Raw genomic sequence first — 17121 nt, forward strand, 5'->3', positions numbered from 1 at the left:
TTAAAGCCGCATTAAATGATTCGTTTAGAGAAAAAGTGATGTTTTTAGATTGAAATTTATATGCGGTTGCCCTGGGGGGCCTGCCCCTACGGCGGCGGGGTTACGCCATTTGTGGTAGGTGTCGGCAATGGTTTGTATATCTTCTTTGGATAATTCACGGGTGCGGCGATTGATTAAATACCCCATATTGCGGGCATCTATAAACAAAATTTCATTGGCACGATGGCGAAACTTGCCATTGGCGCGGTTACGATTCATAAACCACAGCGAGGCAGGGATTTGGGTATTGAGAAACAGTTTGGCTGGCAGGTTGACAATGCAATCAATCAAACCTGCTTCAACCAAGGCTTTTCTGATCTCACCTTCACCCGAGGTTTTGGAGGTCAACGCCCCTTTTGCCAGTACAAAACCTGCTTGTCCGCTGGGGGCGAGGTGATAGATAAAGTGCTGTATCCAGGCGTAGTTGGCGTTGCCTGTGGGCGGTGTGCCATATTGCCAGCGACCGTCTTTACGCAGTAAATCACCGCTCCAGTCGCTAACATTAAACGGTGGATTGGCGATAATATAATCGGCTTTCAGGTCTTTGTGGGCATCGTTTAAAAACGAGCCTTCGTTATTCCATTTAACTTGTGAGCTGTCAATGCCACGAATGGCAAGGTTCATTTTTGCCAGTCGCCAGGTGGTCTGGTTGCTCTCTTGTCCATAGATGGAAATGTCGTTGATTTTACCTTGATGTTCGGTGACAAATTTTTCGGACTGCACAAACATGCCACCCGAACCACAGCAAGGGTCAAGCACGCGTCCTTTGTAGGGTTCGAGCATTTCAATCAGTAATTCCACCACGCTTCTGGGGGTGTAGAACTGTCCGCCTTTTTTGCCTTCTGCCAGAGCAAATTCACCGAGGAAATATTCAAACACATGCCCCAACACATCGGCACTGCGAGACTTGGCGTCGCCTAAAGCAATATTGCTAATCAAATCAATCAGTTCACCCAAACTGGTCGGATCAAGGTTTTGTCGGGCATAGACTTTGGGTAACACGCCTTTGAGGGAAGCATTTTCCTTCTCAATCGCATCCATCGCCTCATCGACAGTTTTACCAATGGTTGGCTGTTTGGCGTGGGCTTGCAGGTGCGTCCAGCGGGCATCCGCTGGCACAAAAAATACATTTTCGGCTTTGTATTCATCTTTGTCTTCAGGATCAGCCCCTGCGTATTCGCCTTCACCTGCTTTTAATGTGGCGTATAACTCTTCAAAGGCATCGGAGATATATTTAAGAAAAATAAGCCCCAAAACCACATGCTTGTATTCGGCGGCATCTATATTTTTTCTGAGCTTGTCAGCCGATTTCCACAGTTGTTTTTCCAGTGACTCTTCTTGTACTACTTTCTTCTGTGCCATTCTATCTCCGTTGGTTATTTGTTACTGGCGGGTGGGGGTTTTAAGAGTTAACGTTATCTTGCATTAAGTAGTAAAAGAACAAGTATATTATCGACCCAATAAAGCGTCCAGCCTTGCCCTTGCTCATATTCATCATAGCACTCTGCTAGTCTTTTATATTGATGGCTGAAATCAGCCATACGGTAATAAATAAAATCACTTAGGACTGGGGGTGAAAAAAACCGGAAATGGCGCAGGATTTCTGTTCAGTTGCAAGGCGTAAAAATAGGCGCGTATCAAGCTACGCCATTATTTTTACAATGCAGAAACTGGATAAAAAGACAAATCAATTGCGGAGATTATAAAATAATCTGTCCTTAGCTTAACACCCCAGTACAACTAGACCCCTGTCCTGCGGTGCAACCATAGCAATGATCAGCCACCTCAATCGACAAGTCTTCTGGCATTTCTTCTAATAACTGGCTTAAATGCGTAGCATTCCCTGTCAGTGGTATCTCTAGCATTTGGTTGAAATCACAATCATAAACGTAACCTTGCCAGTCAACGCTTAATAAACTTTTGCACATAACTTGGTCAAGATTTTCTGCTTGATACGATTGCTTTAATAGATTTAGATATTCGTCAAACTGCCCTTGTGCATGTAAAACCGCGCCAAAGCGTTGAATTGGCATATTGGTTATAGTGAATAATTGATTAAATTGTAAATCAAAATGCTCACTTAAAAACGCTCGGTAAGCTGTTTCTAATTCTAATTGTGGGGCTGGCAGTGCCATACCCTGTGGATTAAAAACCAGGTTTAAAATTAAGCCACTGTCTTTTTGAGCATAACCTAAGGCATTTAACTTTTGCAAAGCATCAATAGAGGCAGTAAACACACCTTTACCCCGCTGCGCATCAACATTATCTTCCATATAACAAGGCAAAGAAGCAATGACTTCGACTTGCTGCCCGGCTAAAAATTCAGCCGTTCCCTCATAACCTGGTTCAACAAGAATCGTTGGGTTACAGCGATCCATAACATGCAAACCTTGTTTTCTAGCCTCTGTCACCAGCCAACGAAAATCAGGGTTCATTTCGGGTGATCCGCCGGTTAAATCAAGATATTGAATTTTATTTTTCGCAGCAAATTGCAACGCTATTTGCATCGTTTCACGGCTCATTAATTCGGTGCGGTTAGGGCCAGCATTCACATGACAATGTGTACAGCTTAAATTACACAAGTAACCCAAATTCATTTGTAAAGTGCTTAATCGTCCACGGTGAATGGCAGGAAAATCACTATTGAGTAGTAAAGGTTTAACGTCGCGCATCTTGATATGTTTGTAGAGATTGGAAAAAGTGAGTAGATTGTATATCTAAAAAACGGAGCAATTCATATTGCTCAGGCGAAGGCTCGGCTAAGTTTAATAAGGCATCGCGTAACAGTAATAAATCCTCCGCTTCATCCACATCACATAAAAGTGCTAAAGTCTTTACCTCTCCAAGCCGTTTAATTCTATTTAAAAACTGAGTCCCCGTATCCGCTTGACTATAGACAACTTCAGTCCACACGCTTCTTGGCATAGGATAATTACCACCAAAAACCCAGAATCCACCATCAACACTAGGCCCAAAGGCAAACCTAGATTGCCCTTTATCTGTCAACCAAGCCACAGCATCTCGTAATTCTGCCACGGTCATTTGCGGAATATCAGCCCCCACAAGTAGCACAAAATCATGCTGTTTCAATAGCGTATTGTAAATATGCGCCATGCGCTCACCTAAACCGCCCTCACCTTGCCATATACACGGTAAATCCTCCCAATAGTTATGTTCTAAAGCAGCTTGTTCAGCAACTGCATAATAACTTTGGGTATCCGTCTGTTGACTCAGCTCCTGAGCAACCGATGCAACCGCTTGGGAAGCAGCTAAATGAAATGCTTCTGCTCCCTCTTGTCCTAAAGTAACCGCTAAACGCGTTTTTACCGGTGAAAGCCCCGGTGTTTTTACAAATATCGCTATCGCTCCGCTCACCCCTTCCCCCTTGCTACTTGTGTAGCCCCAAATTTCTTACTTTGTTGCCGTAAACTTGCATCACTGTCATTAAATTAAGAAAATTGAGGTGCGATGTGCAGAGCAACGAAGTGCATCGTAAATTTTAAAGATTTGAGTAAAATGACGCCTAGCATGGTGTATGGCTATTAACAACAAGCCGCGCCTGACTCTAGCGATAAACGGGTATTTGGTGGCGCACAGTCAAATAAACCAAAATGTACCGATTTATCACCGATAAAATCAAAATGCTTGGCATAACGGCTGGCAGCCAACATATCATAGCTATTACCACAGACGCGTAACGGTTTACCTGTCTCAAAATGATGATGGTCATCTAAATCAAAAGCATGCAGGTGTTCCGCTATCGTACCTTTATAAGTCGCTAATTGGCCAAAGTCTTCACATCGATCTTCCAAAGGCATTTTAAAGGCACGAATCGTAACAGAACGAAACTTAACCATACCAATTTTAGCTTCAACTTCTGGGTCTTCCAGCGCAACGGGACTCTCCTTCACCACGCGCACATCAGGACAGCCCAAATCCTGCATAATACGACGGAAATCTTCCCAATACAGTGCACCACCTAAACATTCACCTAATAAGACCGGCTCCATCTTAAGTGCCTCAGGTATACGTCGATCCGCATAAATATCAGAAAAATAAATTTCACCGCCTGGTTTTAGCACCCGAAAAATTTCAGCTAGAACTTTTTCTTTATCCGGTGACAAATTAATCACGCAGTTAGAAACAACTAGATCAATGGAATTATCAGCAATACCCGCGCCTGCTAAATCCTCCATATAGCCTTGTTTAAATTCAACATTAGACTGGGCATAACCATAACGCTCCGCATGCCAATCACAATGCTCTTTTGCCACTGCCAACTGCTCTTCAGTCATATCGATGCCAATCACACGACCTGACTCACCGACTAAACGCGATAATAAATAACAATCACGCCCCGTGCCACAACCCATATCTAAAACTGTTGCACCATGCAATGCCGGTGGTAAAGGTGTACCACAGCCATAATAGCGTGCAACTACTTCAGGGTGTAGATCCGCTAATAAAGAGCGTAAATGCACAGGAACTGAATCCAAAGTGCAGCAAGCACTGGTTTTTAAGTCTTGGTTAGATTCTAATACCTGACCATAATAATTTTGTACTGATTCTGTGATGCTTGTATCACTCATATACGCTCCGAGAAATAAATATTGACGCAATCGAGCCTAGCCCTAAAAAGCGCGGTTATATGTAAGTTTTCATAAGTCGTAAAGATACAGGATTCCTTACAAGTAAGTGAAAAAATTTTCTTAGATACTTGCACACTAGCTAGGCCTATAGGTTAATGACTTAAATAATAAAGGAACCTATACGTAATCAGGTAAAATGACGCTATCACCTGCTAAGATTAATATAAATCCCTTCCCGATAACTCTCCCTTCTTTAGCGCTTTTGAAAAAAACCTTATTTAATCACCGGCAAGTATGGCAACTAGCCTTGCCTATGATCATTGCCAATATTTCCACGCCTTTACTAGGTCTTGTCGATACTGCAGTGATGGGGCACTTGGATAATGCTCAGTTTCTTGCTGCTGTTGCCATTGCTACACTTATTTTTAGCTTTCTCTTTTGGAGCTTTGGTTTTTTACGTATGGGCACGACCAGTCTTAGCTCACAAGCTTTTGGCGCCAATAACCCTTTAGAGCTAAAAGCTATACTATTACGTGCAATTTTTATTGCTTGCAGCCTTGCTTTGGGTATTTTATTACTGCAAAAGCCTATTGCCACCCTTTGTTTTCATCTAATCGATAGCCATAAAGATTTAGAGTTTTTAGCGCAACAGTATTTTTTTATTCGAATTTGGAGCGCGCCAGCCACTTTATGCCAATATGTTATTTTAGGTTGGTTTTTAGGCTGTCAAAACACCCAAAGCCCACTCGCCATCATTATTACGACTAATTTATGCAATATCAGTTTAGATTTATTATTGGTTAACTATTATGGAATGAATGCCGATGGCGTAGCGCTGGCTTCGGTGATCTCTGAATATATCGGCTTAGCTTTAGCTGTCTTATTGCTGGTCAAACATATGCCAAACAGTCAAAAATCGCTCTCTTGGTCTTTTCTCTTTCAAGCGGATAAAATTAAGGCCATGCTACTTATTAATAGCCATCTATTTATACGCACTTTATGCCTAATATTTACTTTTGGTTTTTTTACCGTACAAGGTGAAAAACTGGGTAGCACAATATTGGCGGCTAATGCTATTTTGCTCAATTTTCAAACTTTTATGGCTTATGCACTTGATGGCTTTGCGCATGCTGCCGAGGCATTAATAGGACGCGCTTTAGGGGCAAAAAATAAACGTCTACTCCAAAAGTCACTCAAAACAACCGCACTGTGGTCTTTAGTCATAGCCCTGCTCTTTACCTTAATTTATAGCTATGCAGGCAAGCCTATTATCAATAGCCTAACGCATTTAAACGAAGTTCGTGAGCATGCTTACGAGTTCATGCCTTGGGTCGTCGCTTTACCCTTAATTTCTTTTATCAGTTTTCTGATGGATGGTGTATTTATTGGTGCAGCCTTATCTAAGCAAATGCGCGATACGATACTTTGGTCACTTTTTATTATATTTTTACCTACTTGGTATTTTTCGCAACACTTAGGTAATCACGGATTATGGCTTGCTCTGACGCTCTTTATGTTGGCTCGTAGCCTAATAATGCTAGGCATCTATTTATATTACAAAAATAAATTGCTAATTTAATAGCTTGGCGTGTACAACAAAGCATAGAAGCCATGTTTAGAAAAGTGATATTATAAGGTTTTGCAACTTCAGCCTATAGACCATTATGAGCGTAAAAATTTATCACAACCCAAGATGCAGTAAATCACGTCAAACCTTACAGTTATTAGAGGAGCAAGGTGTACAAGTTGAAGTGATTGAATATTTAAAAACACCACCCACTGTAGACGAGCTAGATAATATTTTAACTTTATTAGATATGCAACCTCGCGAATTAATGCGTAAGAAGGAAGCTGAATATAAAGAAACAGGGATGGATCATCCTGATTTGGATAGATCTGCACTTATTACTGGCATGGTGAGTAGCCCAAAATTAATTGAGCGGCCTATCGTCTTAGCGAATGGTAAAGCGGCTATTGGCCGCCCACCAGAAAATGTTTTAGCGATTTTATAAATCTGATGGCCTATATGTCTCACCAAAAAAATTCATAAAATGGTTAATATTCTGGTTTTATACTACAGCCGTGATGGTGCAACTAAAGCAATGGCGCAACAAATTGCTCGTGGCATCGAATCCATTAATAATGCAGAAGCCATATTACGCACTGTACCGAATATTTCCAGTGTCTGTGAAAAAACAGCCGATGAAATTCCCACATCAGGTTCTCTCTATGTCAGCTTAGATGACTTGAAGCACTGTGACGGTTTAGCTTTAGGTAGTCCAACCCATTTTGGCAATATGGCCGCACCACTGAAATATTTTATTGATAACACAACTGAAGCTTGGTTTAGTGGCTCACTTAGCGATAAACCGGCTGCCGTATTCACCTCTACTGGCAGCATGCACGGTGGTCAAGAAACTACACTACTCTCAATGATGCTACCGCTATTACACCATGGCATGATCTTATTAGGCCTGCCTAGCAGCGAAGACGCATTAAGAGAAACAAACTCTGGCGGAACGCCCTACGGTGCAAGTCATGTAGCCCATATTCAACAAAGTTTAAGCCAAGATGAGAAAACACTTTGCTTTGCCTTAGGTGCTCGCTTAGCGAAGACCGCTTTAAAATTAAAAAACCATGAAAGCTAGCCATTATCACGCCATCGCACTATGCGCCTATTTAAGCCTATTTAGCCTGCTAATGTTATGGAATACCGTACTCTCACCACCAGAAAAATTACCCGTCGCATTACTGCTTATTATTACTGTCACACCTTTATTATTAGTGTTCCGGGGGTTTCTAAAAGGGAATTTAAAAAGCTGCTCTTGGATGGCTTATATCAGCATGCCCTATTTTATACACGGCAGCATTGAAGCCTATGCTAGAACTGAGCGCTTACTACCCTCATTAGAAGTGGTCTTCAGTCTATTGCTATTTTTAGGCGCTAGTCTATATGTACGCCAGTCAGGAAAAGATGCAAAATGATATCCAAACAACAGCCCTTACAATTCGACTTTAAAGCCGAACAATCTTTTAGCAGTTTCTATGCTGGCTGTAATCATGAAATCGTCCAGCACTTGACAAATAGTGCTAGCGGTAAAGGCGAACAACAACTTTATATTTGGGGTGAAGAAGGTTTAGGTAAAACACATTTATTACAAGCCTGCTGCCAACAGTCCTATCAACTAAAACGTAGTAGCTTGTACCTCTCGCTAGACAAAAAGAAATTACCTTCAACAGATATTTTGCAAGGCTTAGAGTCATTTGATCTAGTCTGTATTGATAATCTAGAAGAATGTGCAGGTAATAATGAATGGGAGCTTGCTCTATTTAATTTTTACAACCTGCACCGCGACAACGGCCATAAACTCATTCTGGCAGCGCATGTGCCGCCTAACTTCCTGCCAATCCAGCTGCCTGACTTAAAAACTCGCATGGCTTGGGGCTTAACACTCAAACTACAAGAATTATCTGACGCTGAACGGATTGCAGCCTTTACCTGCAAAGCAAAATATTTAGGTTTTGAGATTTCTCCAAAAATAGGAGATTTTTTAACCAAGCACTATGCTCGCGATTTACCCGCTTTATGGGATTTACTAGAGCAGCTAGATCAAGAGACGCTAATAGCCAAACGCAAACTAACTTTGCCTTTTCTAAAGCAAATACTTGCTAAACAAGAATAAGCTAATGCAAACACTCACCCTTTCGGTAGCCAATAACTTCAGCATCACTGCACGCCGTGCAATCACTTGAATAAGTTTTCGATTGATCATTTTTATCAAATCCACAAACAGGTCTATAGATCATAGTGCAAATTTCTGGACGCGGTTCAGAGCAATCGCTTAAATCACTGCGCTTTTCCAATATATCAGTTTTATTTTCCCGAGAATCAATCGACTTTTCAGGCGCACTTTGGCAAGCACTCAATAACAACAAAATTAGCCACGATATATTCTTCAATACGCTCATTGTTTTTCTCCAATACATCTACCTTTGTGATAAGCCACGACATCAACATGGGCACATGCCGTGCAATCGCTCGCATAAGTTTTTAGCTGCCCTTCTTTATCCTGCCCACAAACGGGGCGATAAATTTTAGAACACCGCAGACTACGCATTTCTGGACAATAGATTAAATTATCTGGCTTTTCAAGCACACTTTGACAGGCCGTCAATAGCAGTACCATCAAACCCAACATTATCTTAATTCTCATTAACACTCTCCATTAATCAACCGGCGACACTTTGACCAAAGCACCAAAATAAGGGTGATCGAAAAAATGCACTTCATCCAGTAATACACGCCTTTTTTCTGCTATGCGATAAATTAAACCTTCTGGCTCATCAAGGTTTGCAGGCGAATATTCTAAATCAACGATAACATGCAATAACTTACCACGCTGAATTTTAATCCAACCCTCTAAATTCTGTGCCTGCGATGAAATATGAATAGGCAAACTCACTCGATTACTTTTTGCTCTTATCTGCCACGACTGATAATAAAAAGGGCGATAACTATCTGCTCTTTGTAAGCGTCTATAACTCGCATTCATTGTCTTTATTCCTGACTGTACCGAAGCATAACGCTTTACTGGTGCAATTTTTGTTTCAGTTTGCTCAAACAGTTCAGTCGTCGGTGCACTTTGTTCAAAAACAATGAGCTCGACCTGAAACAGTCGCGTATCTGCATTAGCCCCGCTATAACAGCAAAAAAGTAATAAAAAAAACTGTATTTTCAACCGTACACTCATGCGATTTCATCCGTTAATTGGGTTAACAAGGCACTAATAAAAGCAACTTTTTCATCTGTTGTCGAGAAATTCTGAGTAAAGCGTAATTTATCACCGCCTTCAAATTTATAGGTTTGTGCCTGTGTTTGTATCAAAGTTAATAACTGCTGCATATTTAATTTAGGCTCTGCACCAAAAATAATCCGCCCCCCTTCCGCATGGACATCTATTTTTTTCACCCCTATTTTATCGGCTTGTTGTTTTAACTCTGTTACTGCAAATAAGACTTTAACTTGCTCTGGCAACAAACCAAAACGATCAATCATTTCTACTTGTAAATCTCTTAGCTCGTCTTTATTATCAGCACTAGCAATACGCTTATATAGCACTAAACGCGCATGTATATCCGGTAAATAATCTTCTGGAATTAAAGCCGCAGTTTGCAAGTCAACTTCAGTGCCCACATGCATAGGTGCATCTAATTCAGGCTGTTTACCTGATTTTAACGCCTTAACCGCACGATCCAATAATTCAGTATATAAAGTAAAGCCTATTTCTTGAATTTGTCCACTCTGCCCATCGCCTAATAACTCACCCGCGCCACGAATTTCCATATCATGGGTCGATAATAAAAAGCCTGCACCTAATTCACCCGATGTTTCCACAGCCTCTAAGCGTTTAATGGCATCTTTGCTCATTAAGGCTTTCGGTGGCGTAATAAAATACGCATAAGCACGATGATGTGACCGCCCTACCCGCCCGCGCAATTGGTGCAACTGGGCTAAACCCAATTTATCCGCTCGGTTAATAATAATTGTATTGGCGGTCGGGATATCAATACCGCTCTCAATAATGGTCGTACTCAGCAAGACATTAAAACGCTGATGATAAAAATCCAGCATAATTCGCTCCAGCTCGCGTTCCGGCATTTGCCCATGAGCAATTTCTACCCGCGCCTCTGGGACTAAACGCTCGATCTCACGCGCCATTTTATCCATTGATTTAACATCATTATGTAGAAAATACATCTGCCCTCCCCGTTTAATTTCCCGCTGACAGGCTTCTTTAACCAAGGAGTCAATCCATTCAGAAATAAAGGTTCGGATAGAATGCCGATTCGGTGGCGGTGTGGCAATAATCGAAACATCACGCAAACCTGACATTGCCATATTTAAAGTTCGGGGAATAGGCGTGGCAGTAAGTGTTAATAAATCCACTTCTTGTCGTATCGCTTTAAAATGCTCTTTTTGACGCACACCAAAACGATGCTCTTCATCAATAATAACCAAGCCCAAATCTCGGTATTTAATCTCTTTGGACAATAACTTATGAGTCCCAATAATAATATCAACTTTACCTTCTGCCAAGTCAGAAATAATCGATTTTTGTTGTTTAGGCGTAACAAAACGCGACAAAACCTCAACCCGAAAAGGCCAATCAACAAAACGATCTCTAAAGTTCTGAAAATGCTGTTGCGCCAATAAAGTCGTTGGTACTAACACCGCAACTTGTCTACCGCTCTGCACGGCAATAAATGCAGCACGCATCGCTACTTCAGTTTTACCAAAGCCAACATCACCACAAACCACCCGATCCATAGGCTGACCTGAGCGCATATCTTCAAGAATACTATCAATTGAAGTTTGCTGATCTGGCGTTTCTTCAAACGGAAACGCATCGGCAAAAGCTAAGTAGTCCTGCTCATCACAAACAAAAGCATGGCCTTTATTTAAAGCACGTTTAGCGTGAATATCCAATAATTCCGCCGCAACATCATGAATTTTTTCCAGCGCTTTTTTCTTAGCTTTACTCCATTGATCCCCCCCCAACCTGTGCAGGGGTGCATTCTCAGGATTCATCCCTGTATACCGACCAATCACATCTAAAGAAGAAACCGGCACATATAATTTATCACCATTAGCATATTCTAAGGTCAAAAACTCTGCATCAATATCGCCGAACTTTAAAACCTGTAAGCCTAAATAACGCCCAACACCATGTTCCTGATGAACGACTGGCGCACCGACCGTTAGCTCATTAAGATTATTAACAATTTTTTCCAGCTCACGCGCTGCCGACTTTTTGCGCCTCCGCCTTTGCTGCGCCTTATCGCCTAATAACTGGCTTTCGGTAATAATTGCCAAGCCAGCATGTTGCATATACAGGCTGTGATCTATCGATGCGACAACAATACAAGGTGAGTCATCAATACGTAAAAAATGCGCCCAATTATCAATGGGTTTGACACTAATTTTATAGTGCCGTAATTTATCAATTAGCGCCTCTCTATGCCCCGCTGTTTCAGCAACAAATAAAATACGGCTCTCACTATTGGCAACAAAAGCTGTTAATCGACTCGCCGGCTCTTTTAAGCGTGCATCAATATTAATTTCAGGTAAATTAACACTCTCTCCTGCCCACGTAGCTTGCTCCGTGTCTTGCGCTAAATAAATCCGCCGAAATTGATCTATATGGCCAATAAACTCAGCCTGTTGCAAATATAATAACTCTGGCGCTAATAATGGGCGTTCTAAATCATATTTACGCAGTTGAAAACGTTCATCAATTTCAGTAATAAACTGCTGCGCAGACTGTTCTAATGTTTCCGGTAAAACAAAGGCTGTGGTGGCTGGCAAATAATCAAATAAAGTATCTGTTTGCTCATCAAATAAAGGCAAATAAGCCTCAATACCACTGGGAGTAATCCCCTTACTGACATCTTGATACAAAGTATTATTTTGATAATTATCCGGAAATGCTTCACGAAAAGCCTGCCGAAAATGATGAATAGCCGCATCAGAAAAAGGAAATTCACGCGCAGGAAAAAGCTGTATTTCACTTACCTTCTCTAATGATCGCTGCGTTTCAGGGTCAAACGTCCTGATTGATTCAACCTCATCCCCAAACAACTCTATACGAAACGGATACTTACTCCCCATCGGAAACAAATCAATAATGGCACCACGCACAGCAAATTCAGCATGTTGAACGACTTGAGAAACACATTGATAACCCACCGCATCCAACTTTATCCGGTTTAATTCCAAATTAAACTGACTGCCGACTTGCAGCGTAAAGCTATTCGCTAAAATATGTTCTCGAGGCGCTAGGCGGTGCATTAATGTCGACACGGATAAGACCAATGCACCCCGCGTCACCTCAGGTAATTGAGCTAACGTTTTTAATCGCTCAGAAACAATTTCAGGCAGTGGTGAAAATACATCATAAGGCAAAATTTCCCAGTCAGGAAAATGCAAAATAGGATATTCATCCTGTAAAAAGAAAGAAAGCTCATGCTCAAAGCGTAAAGCCGTTTGCGAATCAGGCGTCAGCACGACAAACAAGCGGGATTCATTTTTAATCGCCGTAGCAATCGCCAAAGAATCTGCACAGCCTTTTAAGCCAGTCCAATAAATAGGTTGTTTAATTTTATGTGGGACTTTAGGTGAAAAAATAGCTTGTATATCTGACATTGTAACGGACTAAAAATTCAATAATTGTAGTGGCAATACGTCAAGCGGACTTTAATCCAGCTTGCAACGCAAAATGTAGTACTAGTTTATCATGGGCTTATATCAACCGACGAACCAAAGCCTCTCTTCGCTTTGTTTACTCAGCTCGCTGAATAAACATGGCATCACCATAACTAAAAAATCGATACTGCTGCACAACCGCATGTTGATACACTTTTTTAATTCGCTTATACCCTGAAAAAGCAGACACCAACATTAACAATGTCGATTCCGGCAAATGAAAATTAGTCAACATCGCATCAACCGTTTTAAACACATAGCCAGGCGTAATAAATAAATTGGTATCCCCTTGGCAAGCTTCTAAACTGCCAGCTTGAGACGCAGACTCCAAAGAACGCATAGCTGTCGTCCCTACGGCAATAACCCGCCCGCCTTGTGCTTTCGCTTGTTGCACGGCTAACACCGTCTCTTCAGGGACAGAAAAATACTCCTTATGCATAATATGATCAGCTAAATTATCTACTTTTACCGGCCGAAATGTCCCGCTGGCAACATGTAAAGTCACAAAGGCAATTTGCACGCCTTTCTCTTTAATTCTTGTCATCATCGCCTCATCAAAATGCAAGCCTGCCGTCGGTGCTGCAACCGCACCACTTTGTGCCGCAAAAACAGTTTGATAACGAGTCTGATCATTCTCATCATCCGCTCGCTCTATATAAGGTGGCAAAGGCATATGACCAATATGCTCTAAAATATCCGCTAAAGATTGCTCACCATTAAAGCGCAAATGAAACAAATCTTCTTCACGCCCGATCACCGTACATTGAAACCCCGCATCCAAATCAATCAGCGCGCCTGCTTTAGGTGACTTACTCGAACGCATATGTGCCAACACTTCGCGGTCATTCAGTACACGCTCAATTAAAATCTCGACTTTACCGCCGCTTTGCTTATGACCAAACAAACGCGCGGGAATGACCTTGGTATTATTAAATACCAATAAATCCTCGACATTAAGCAAGTCCAGAAAATCAACAAATTGCCGATCATAAATCGCATCACTGTCTTTATCTAAACACAATAAACGGCTTGCACTACGCTCAGCCAAAGGTTGCTGAGCAATTAACGCATCAGGCAAATCATAGTAAAAATCACTTTTTTTCATGCACACCGTATTTGTCGCTTAACCGACTGTAAAAAATATAAAAGGCTATTTTATTAGAATTCCCTAGCAATATAAAACAAGATTAATTATAATTACCGTCTCTTCTATGCCGGGGTGGTGAAACTGGTAGACACGCCGGATTCAAAATCCGGTTTCTTCGGAAGTGCCGGTTCGATTCCGGCCCTCGGTACCATAGGAGAATCTAAGAATATCTTAAAGCCCGTAAGTTATCTGACTTAGCGGGCTTTTTTATACCCATCTCATTCCGATAAAACCCAGTAAAACCGCACGCCTCATGATAGATTTTAGGGCTCCTGTCACAAAAATCGATTCGCCACGCGGCGAATCAATAGTGCCCGGTATGCCCTGCGTCCACCACGACTATGCCCAAACCCCTGCATAGCCACGGTTCCCACAAATGACTTTACGGCTCTTCGGTAAAACAATAGCCTCCCTCACGCGCTGCTAGCGCACTTCGGATTGGCAACAACCCTTCGCCTACCGCGAACTATCAGCCCATCCGGGCTGACAGCGTAGGCAAAAAGCAAGACCTGACCCTTTGTTTTATAGGCACTTTTATTACTTTTTCTTTTTTTAGCGGTTTTTCTCGTGCTTCTATAGCCGTGGAGTCTCGTGAATTATGCCCTACAATTTCGCCTTGGTAATACGCTTTAATCAGGCTTTCGTGAACACGCTCGGGTAAGTGTGATTCTGAGAATTCAGTAAAAGCCCGTGAAAATGTCCATTCGGCTGAAATATCGCTTTTTCGTTCCCAGCCACAAATCCGCCTAAGTGAAATATCTGTGTTTAACCTATCGAGTAAAGCTCGTGTTGTCGGTATGTTGTAAATCATTTTTGCAACAAAAGCTCTTGCTATAGCCGTTCTGTCTTCTGGTGGGCGACCTGGATAACCGTAACTGGATAGAATAAACTCTTCTATCCGTATTAATTCCAACGTTGTAATTAATTCTTGCTGTTTAGCTGTTAATTCCCCTAGCTCTTCTGATAGCCATGGAAATAATGAGGTTTGAATGTTCAACCAGCTTTGTGATAATGTATCTACTAACTTACTCATTTATCGGTACTTTTAGATTGTTTTTAGGCTTCCTATTTTACCATTTATGAGTAAGTTTTTCTTTTTTTAGCAGTCTCTGCTAAGAATATTCTTCGTTTTCATTAGTTTTGCAAGTGGCTCTATAGTAATGGGGACTTTGGGTTATGATACTCAGATTCTAACTGGCATTTCTAATAATCATTATCTCAATAAATGGAATTTATTGTATGTTGTCCACAATTAAAAATATTTTTTTTATAAAAGCAACACATCCAATCTATTTGTCAGGATTTTTAACAGTTTATAGTAGATAAAAAAGAACTTATAGCGCCAGTTTCCCATATTTTATATCCTTATTATCAGGGTGCTTCCGCTCCAGCATCCTGATAATGCGGAGTTGACTGGAAACCAGAGCCGAACGCATTATCATAACTAGGGAAATAAGCATTTTGGCAAAATATTAAACCCTTTTTCAATGTCAGGATTCTTAACATTATTGCTTTTAAAACGGCTTGAGTATAGAGGAGTAAGTGGTTATTTAAATATATATCAACACTATACGAATAATGGTATCTTAATTGCTTATATAACAAACAAGCATACGCACTTATGCAGCTTTCCATGTTTTATAGGTATTATTCAAATAATTGGAAAGAGACAGGTGGACTCAACAATTTTCCACTTTTGTAGGTATGTTATTTTGGTATACGGAAAATATTTCCATCTATTGTTGTTAATAATCTGGACTTTTTCCGCATTATTAATAATGTTAGGTTGCTTATGTATCCGGTTACTAGCATTTTAATTTGAATACTGGGATTTTAAAAGGAGTACTTTCAATGAATATACTTAATACTAGATTAGCTTTTTTACTCTTCTTTACTTTAGCTTCATTACCTTCAAGTGCTGCAGTTATTTATAGCAATAATTTTGAAACTGATACTAATGGCTTTAGCACAAATAAAACAGGCTTTTTATATGGTAGTCAATGGCTTGGTGGCGACCGTTCATTACATCACGGCAGTACTACATCTTTAACTTTAACAAATCTTATTGTTGGTACTGAATATAGTCTTTCTTTTGATTTATTTATTGGAGGTACTTGGGATGGTTCGGGGGTCTTTGGACCAGATTTTTTTCAATTACACTCTAGTTCTTCTGGGTTTTTAATTAATGCCACATTCGCAAATGATTACCCATTTGATAATTTAACTGGTCTTGGGCAATCTGGTAAGACTCAAACATATTCAGATACTAGTCCTCTTGGTGATGGTGGTGAATTTACTGGGCGTACAGGTGTGGATTTTGTTGCCGGAGATCCCGTATATTATTTTGGTCATGGAAATGGTAATCCCCTATTATCTTTTATTGCATCAAACACGACAGAACAACTTACTTTCTCTTCTTTTGACGCGCAACAAATAGTTGATGAGGTTTTTGCGCTTGATAACGTTATTGTGACAGGCAATCTTCAACCTAATAATTCAGTACCTGCCCCAGCAACGCTTGTTCTCTTGGGATTAGGTTTTATTAGTTTAGGCTTTACCCGAAAAAAATCAGCTTAGCCAAATACAGAAACATTAGTGGTTTATCAAAATTCTTCATTTTATCTAGGCTTAATGGTTGTTTGATCGGTATCCGCTAATTAAGATGTTAGGCGTACAAACCGTCCAGCGACTAACTTTTTTTGAAATAATGGAGGTTGGAGAAAATCAAAGATGAAAAAAAATATATCAATTTTGAGTGTCAGCATTTTATTTTTCGGACTAACATCAATAGTGAATGCATCGTATATCCTTTTTGATGAACCTACTGATACTATAAGCATTGCTGGACAAACTTCAGTTGACACATCTATGACGATTGAAGCACGAGTATTTTTTACAAATGAGTACAATGGAGAAGGCACTCTTTTTAGAGAATGGACAAATGGGCTAGAAGATAAACAATTAACGTAACCGTCAATTAAACCCACCTAGCCAAACCATTCCATTTACTTTAAAGGCGGAATTTTTTCAGTCATTACCCAGGGTAAAAACTGATCTAATGCTTCTGGTTCATAATGTCGCCC

At 40.8% G+C, this 17121-nt stretch carries 17 protein-coding genes and 1 tRNA gene; 8 read left to right on the forward strand and 10 right to left on the reverse strand.

The genetic code is table 11. The annotated features are described in order from the left end of the window. Positions 1-24: 24 nt before the first annotated feature. The 4 genes from BQ7314_RS12490 to BQ7314_RS12505 all read right to left on the reverse strand — a co-directional run bounded on the left by BQ7314_RS12490 (position 25) and on the right by BQ7314_RS12505 (position 4628). Complete coding sequence (locus BQ7314_RS12490) at positions 25-1401, reverse strand: type I restriction-modification system subunit M (protein ID WP_174484018.1); 1377 nt, start codon at positions 1399-1401, stop codon at positions 25-27. Between the two features lie 356 nt (positions 1402-1757). After that, on the reverse strand, positions 1758-2711 hold the full coding sequence (gene arsS, locus BQ7314_RS12495) for an arsenosugar biosynthesis radical SAM (seleno)protein ArsS (protein ID WP_174484019.1): 954 nt from the start codon (positions 2709-2711) through the stop codon (positions 1758-1760). Continuing rightward, positions 2698-3414: a TIGR04282 family arsenosugar biosynthesis glycosyltransferase gene (locus tag BQ7314_RS12500; RefSeq protein ID WP_174484020.1), complete on the reverse strand. Its 717-nt coding sequence runs from the start codon at positions 3412-3414 to the stop codon at positions 2698-2700. The genes arsS and BQ7314_RS12500 overlap by 14 nt, the downstream gene beginning before the upstream one ends. A 167-nt stretch (positions 3415-3581) precedes the next feature. Further along, complete coding sequence (locus BQ7314_RS12505; protein WP_174484021.1) at positions 3582-4628, reverse strand: methyltransferase domain-containing protein; 1047 nt, start codon at positions 4626-4628, stop codon at positions 3582-3584. Positions 4629-4824: 196 nt separating this feature from the next. Here BQ7314_RS12505 and BQ7314_RS12510 point away from each other — a divergent pair, with 196 nt between their 5' ends. The 5 genes from BQ7314_RS12510 to hda all read left to right on the forward strand — a co-directional run bounded on the left by BQ7314_RS12510 (position 4825) and on the right by hda (position 8311). Further along, complete coding sequence (locus BQ7314_RS12510) at positions 4825-6207, forward strand: MATE family efflux transporter (RefSeq protein WP_245394994.1); 1383 nt, start codon at positions 4825-4827, stop codon at positions 6205-6207. Between the two features lie 85 nt (positions 6208-6292). After that, positions 6293-6640 carry an arsenate reductase (glutaredoxin) gene (gene arsC, locus BQ7314_RS12515; RefSeq protein ID WP_174484022.1) on the forward strand — a complete coding sequence of 116 codons (348 nt, stop codon included), beginning with the start codon at positions 6293-6295 and terminating at the stop codon, positions 6638-6640. 39 nt (positions 6641-6679) lie between these two features. Next, positions 6680-7276: an NAD(P)H:quinone oxidoreductase gene (gene wrbA, locus BQ7314_RS12520; RefSeq protein WP_174484023.1), complete on the forward strand. Its 597-nt coding sequence runs from the start codon at positions 6680-6682 to the stop codon at positions 7274-7276. Next, the gene (locus BQ7314_RS12525) at positions 7266-7613 is read left to right on the forward strand and encodes a DUF2069 domain-containing protein (protein WP_174484024.1); all 348 of its coding nucleotides are present in this window, start codon (positions 7266-7268) and stop codon (positions 7611-7613) included. Before wrbA ends, BQ7314_RS12525 begins: the two co-directional genes overlap by 11 nt. Beyond that, a complete protein-coding gene (hda, locus tag BQ7314_RS12530; RefSeq protein WP_342590410.1) occupies positions 7610-8311 on the forward strand; it encodes a DnaA regulatory inactivator Hda in 702 nt (233 codons plus the stop codon). The genes BQ7314_RS12525 and hda overlap by 4 nt, the downstream gene beginning before the upstream one ends. A 1-nt stretch (position 8312) precedes the next feature. Here the strand turns inward: hda and BQ7314_RS12535 are convergent, their stop codons facing one another. The 5 genes from BQ7314_RS12535 to queA all read right to left on the reverse strand — a co-directional run bounded on the left by BQ7314_RS12535 (position 8313) and on the right by queA (position 13996). Beyond that, positions 8313-8597, reverse strand: a complete 285-nt coding sequence (locus BQ7314_RS12535; protein ID WP_174484025.1) for a Kazal-type serine protease inhibitor family protein — start codon at positions 8595-8597, stop codon at positions 8313-8315. Next, entirely contained in the window at positions 8594-8842 is a 249-nt protein-coding gene (locus tag BQ7314_RS12540) for a Kazal-type serine protease inhibitor family protein (RefSeq protein WP_174484026.1), read from the reverse strand. Before BQ7314_RS12540 ends, BQ7314_RS12535 begins: the two co-directional genes overlap by 4 nt. A gap of 12 nt (positions 8843-8854) precedes the next feature. After that, complete coding sequence (locus BQ7314_RS12545) at positions 8855-9379, reverse strand: CsiV family protein (protein ID WP_174484027.1); 525 nt, start codon at positions 9377-9379, stop codon at positions 8855-8857. After that, positions 9376-12831 carry a transcription-repair coupling factor gene (gene mfd, locus BQ7314_RS12550; RefSeq protein ID WP_174484028.1) on the reverse strand — a complete coding sequence of 1152 codons (3456 nt, stop codon included), beginning with the start codon at positions 12829-12831 and terminating at the stop codon, positions 9376-9378. Before mfd ends, BQ7314_RS12545 begins: the two co-directional genes overlap by 4 nt. 136 nt (positions 12832-12967) lie before the next feature. Beyond that, positions 12968-13996 carry a tRNA preQ1(34) S-adenosylmethionine ribosyltransferase-isomerase QueA gene (gene queA / locus BQ7314_RS12555; protein ID WP_174484029.1) on the reverse strand — a complete coding sequence of 343 codons (1029 nt, stop codon included), beginning with the start codon at positions 13994-13996 and terminating at the stop codon, positions 12968-12970. A 108-nt stretch (positions 13997-14104) separates the two neighbouring features. Between queA and BQ7314_RS12560 the strand changes: the two genes are divergently transcribed. Further along, a tRNA-Leu gene (locus BQ7314_RS12560) sits at positions 14105-14189 on the forward strand. Between the two features lie 318 nt (positions 14190-14507). Here BQ7314_RS12560 and BQ7314_RS12565 read toward each other — a convergent pair. Further along, a complete protein-coding gene (locus BQ7314_RS12565; RefSeq protein ID WP_174484030.1) occupies positions 14508-15071 on the reverse strand; it encodes a transposase in 564 nt (187 codons plus the stop codon). 818 nt (positions 15072-15889) lie between these two features. On the opposite strand from BQ7314_RS12565, the gene BQ7314_RS12570 reads away from it, so the two are divergent. Beyond that, a complete protein-coding gene (locus tag BQ7314_RS12570) occupies positions 15890-16615 on the forward strand; it encodes a PEP-CTERM sorting domain-containing protein (RefSeq protein ID WP_174484031.1) in 726 nt (241 codons plus the stop codon). A 153-nt stretch (positions 16616-16768) separates the two neighbouring features. Further along, a complete protein-coding gene (locus tag BQ7314_RS12575) occupies positions 16769-17008 on the forward strand; it encodes a hypothetical protein (protein WP_174484032.1) in 240 nt (79 codons plus the stop codon). Positions 17009-17121 lie beyond the last annotated feature (113 nt).

Origin of the sequence: methanotrophic endosymbiont of Bathymodiolus puteoserpentis (Logatchev) (genome assembly GCF_900128525.1) — a bacterium.
Taxonomy (GTDB): Bacteria; Pseudomonadota; Gammaproteobacteria; order Methylococcales; family Methylomonadaceae; genus Methyloprofundus.

Excerpts from the sequence above, each read along its gene's own strand:
- BQ7314_RS12490 (WP_174484018.1), bottom strand. The coding sequence starts at position 1,401 with ATGGCACAGAAGAAAGTAGTACAAGAAGAGTCACTGGAAAAACAACTG.
- arsS (WP_174484019.1), bottom strand. The coding sequence starts at position 2,711 with ATGCGCGACGTTAAACCTTTACTACTCAATAGTGATTTTCCTGCCATT.
- BQ7314_RS12505 (WP_174484021.1), bottom strand. The coding sequence starts at position 4,628 with ATGAGTGATACAAGCATCACAGAATCAGTACAAAATTATTATGGTCAG.
- BQ7314_RS12510 (WP_245394994.1), top strand. The coding sequence starts at position 4,825 with ATGACGCTATCACCTGCTAAGATTAATATAAATCCCTTCCCGATAACT.
- arsC (WP_174484022.1), top strand. The coding sequence starts at position 6,293 with ATGAGCGTAAAAATTTATCACAACCCAAGATGCAGTAAATCACGTCAA.
- wrbA (WP_174484023.1), top strand. The coding sequence starts at position 6,680 with ATGGTTAATATTCTGGTTTTATACTACAGCCGTGATGGTGCAACTAAA.
- BQ7314_RS12525 (WP_174484024.1), top strand. The coding sequence starts at position 7,266 with ATGAAAGCTAGCCATTATCACGCCATCGCACTATGCGCCTATTTAAGC.
- hda (WP_342590410.1), top strand. The coding sequence starts at position 7,610 with ATGATATCCAAACAACAGCCCTTACAATTCGACTTTAAAGCCGAACAA.
- BQ7314_RS12535 (WP_174484025.1), bottom strand. The coding sequence starts at position 8,597 with ATGAGCGTATTGAAGAATATATCGTGGCTAATTTTGTTGTTATTGAGT.
- BQ7314_RS12540 (WP_174484026.1), bottom strand. The coding sequence starts at position 8,842 with ATGAGAATTAAGATAATGTTGGGTTTGATGGTACTGCTATTGACGGCC.
- BQ7314_RS12545 (WP_174484027.1), bottom strand. The coding sequence starts at position 9,379 with ATGAGTGTACGGTTGAAAATACAGTTTTTTTTATTACTTTTTTGCTGT.
- mfd (WP_174484028.1), bottom strand. The coding sequence starts at position 12,831 with ATGTCAGATATACAAGCTATTTTTTCACCTAAAGTCCCACATAAAATT.
- queA (WP_174484029.1), bottom strand. The coding sequence starts at position 13,996 with ATGAAAAAAAGTGATTTTTACTATGATTTGCCTGATGCGTTAATTGCT.
- BQ7314_RS12565 (WP_174484030.1), bottom strand. The coding sequence starts at position 15,071 with ATGAGTAAGTTAGTAGATACATTATCACAAAGCTGGTTGAACATTCAA.
- BQ7314_RS12570 (WP_174484031.1), top strand. The coding sequence starts at position 15,890 with ATGAATATACTTAATACTAGATTAGCTTTTTTACTCTTCTTTACTTTA.
- BQ7314_RS12575 (WP_174484032.1), top strand. The coding sequence starts at position 16,769 with ATGAAAAAAAATATATCAATTTTGAGTGTCAGCATTTTATTTTTCGGA.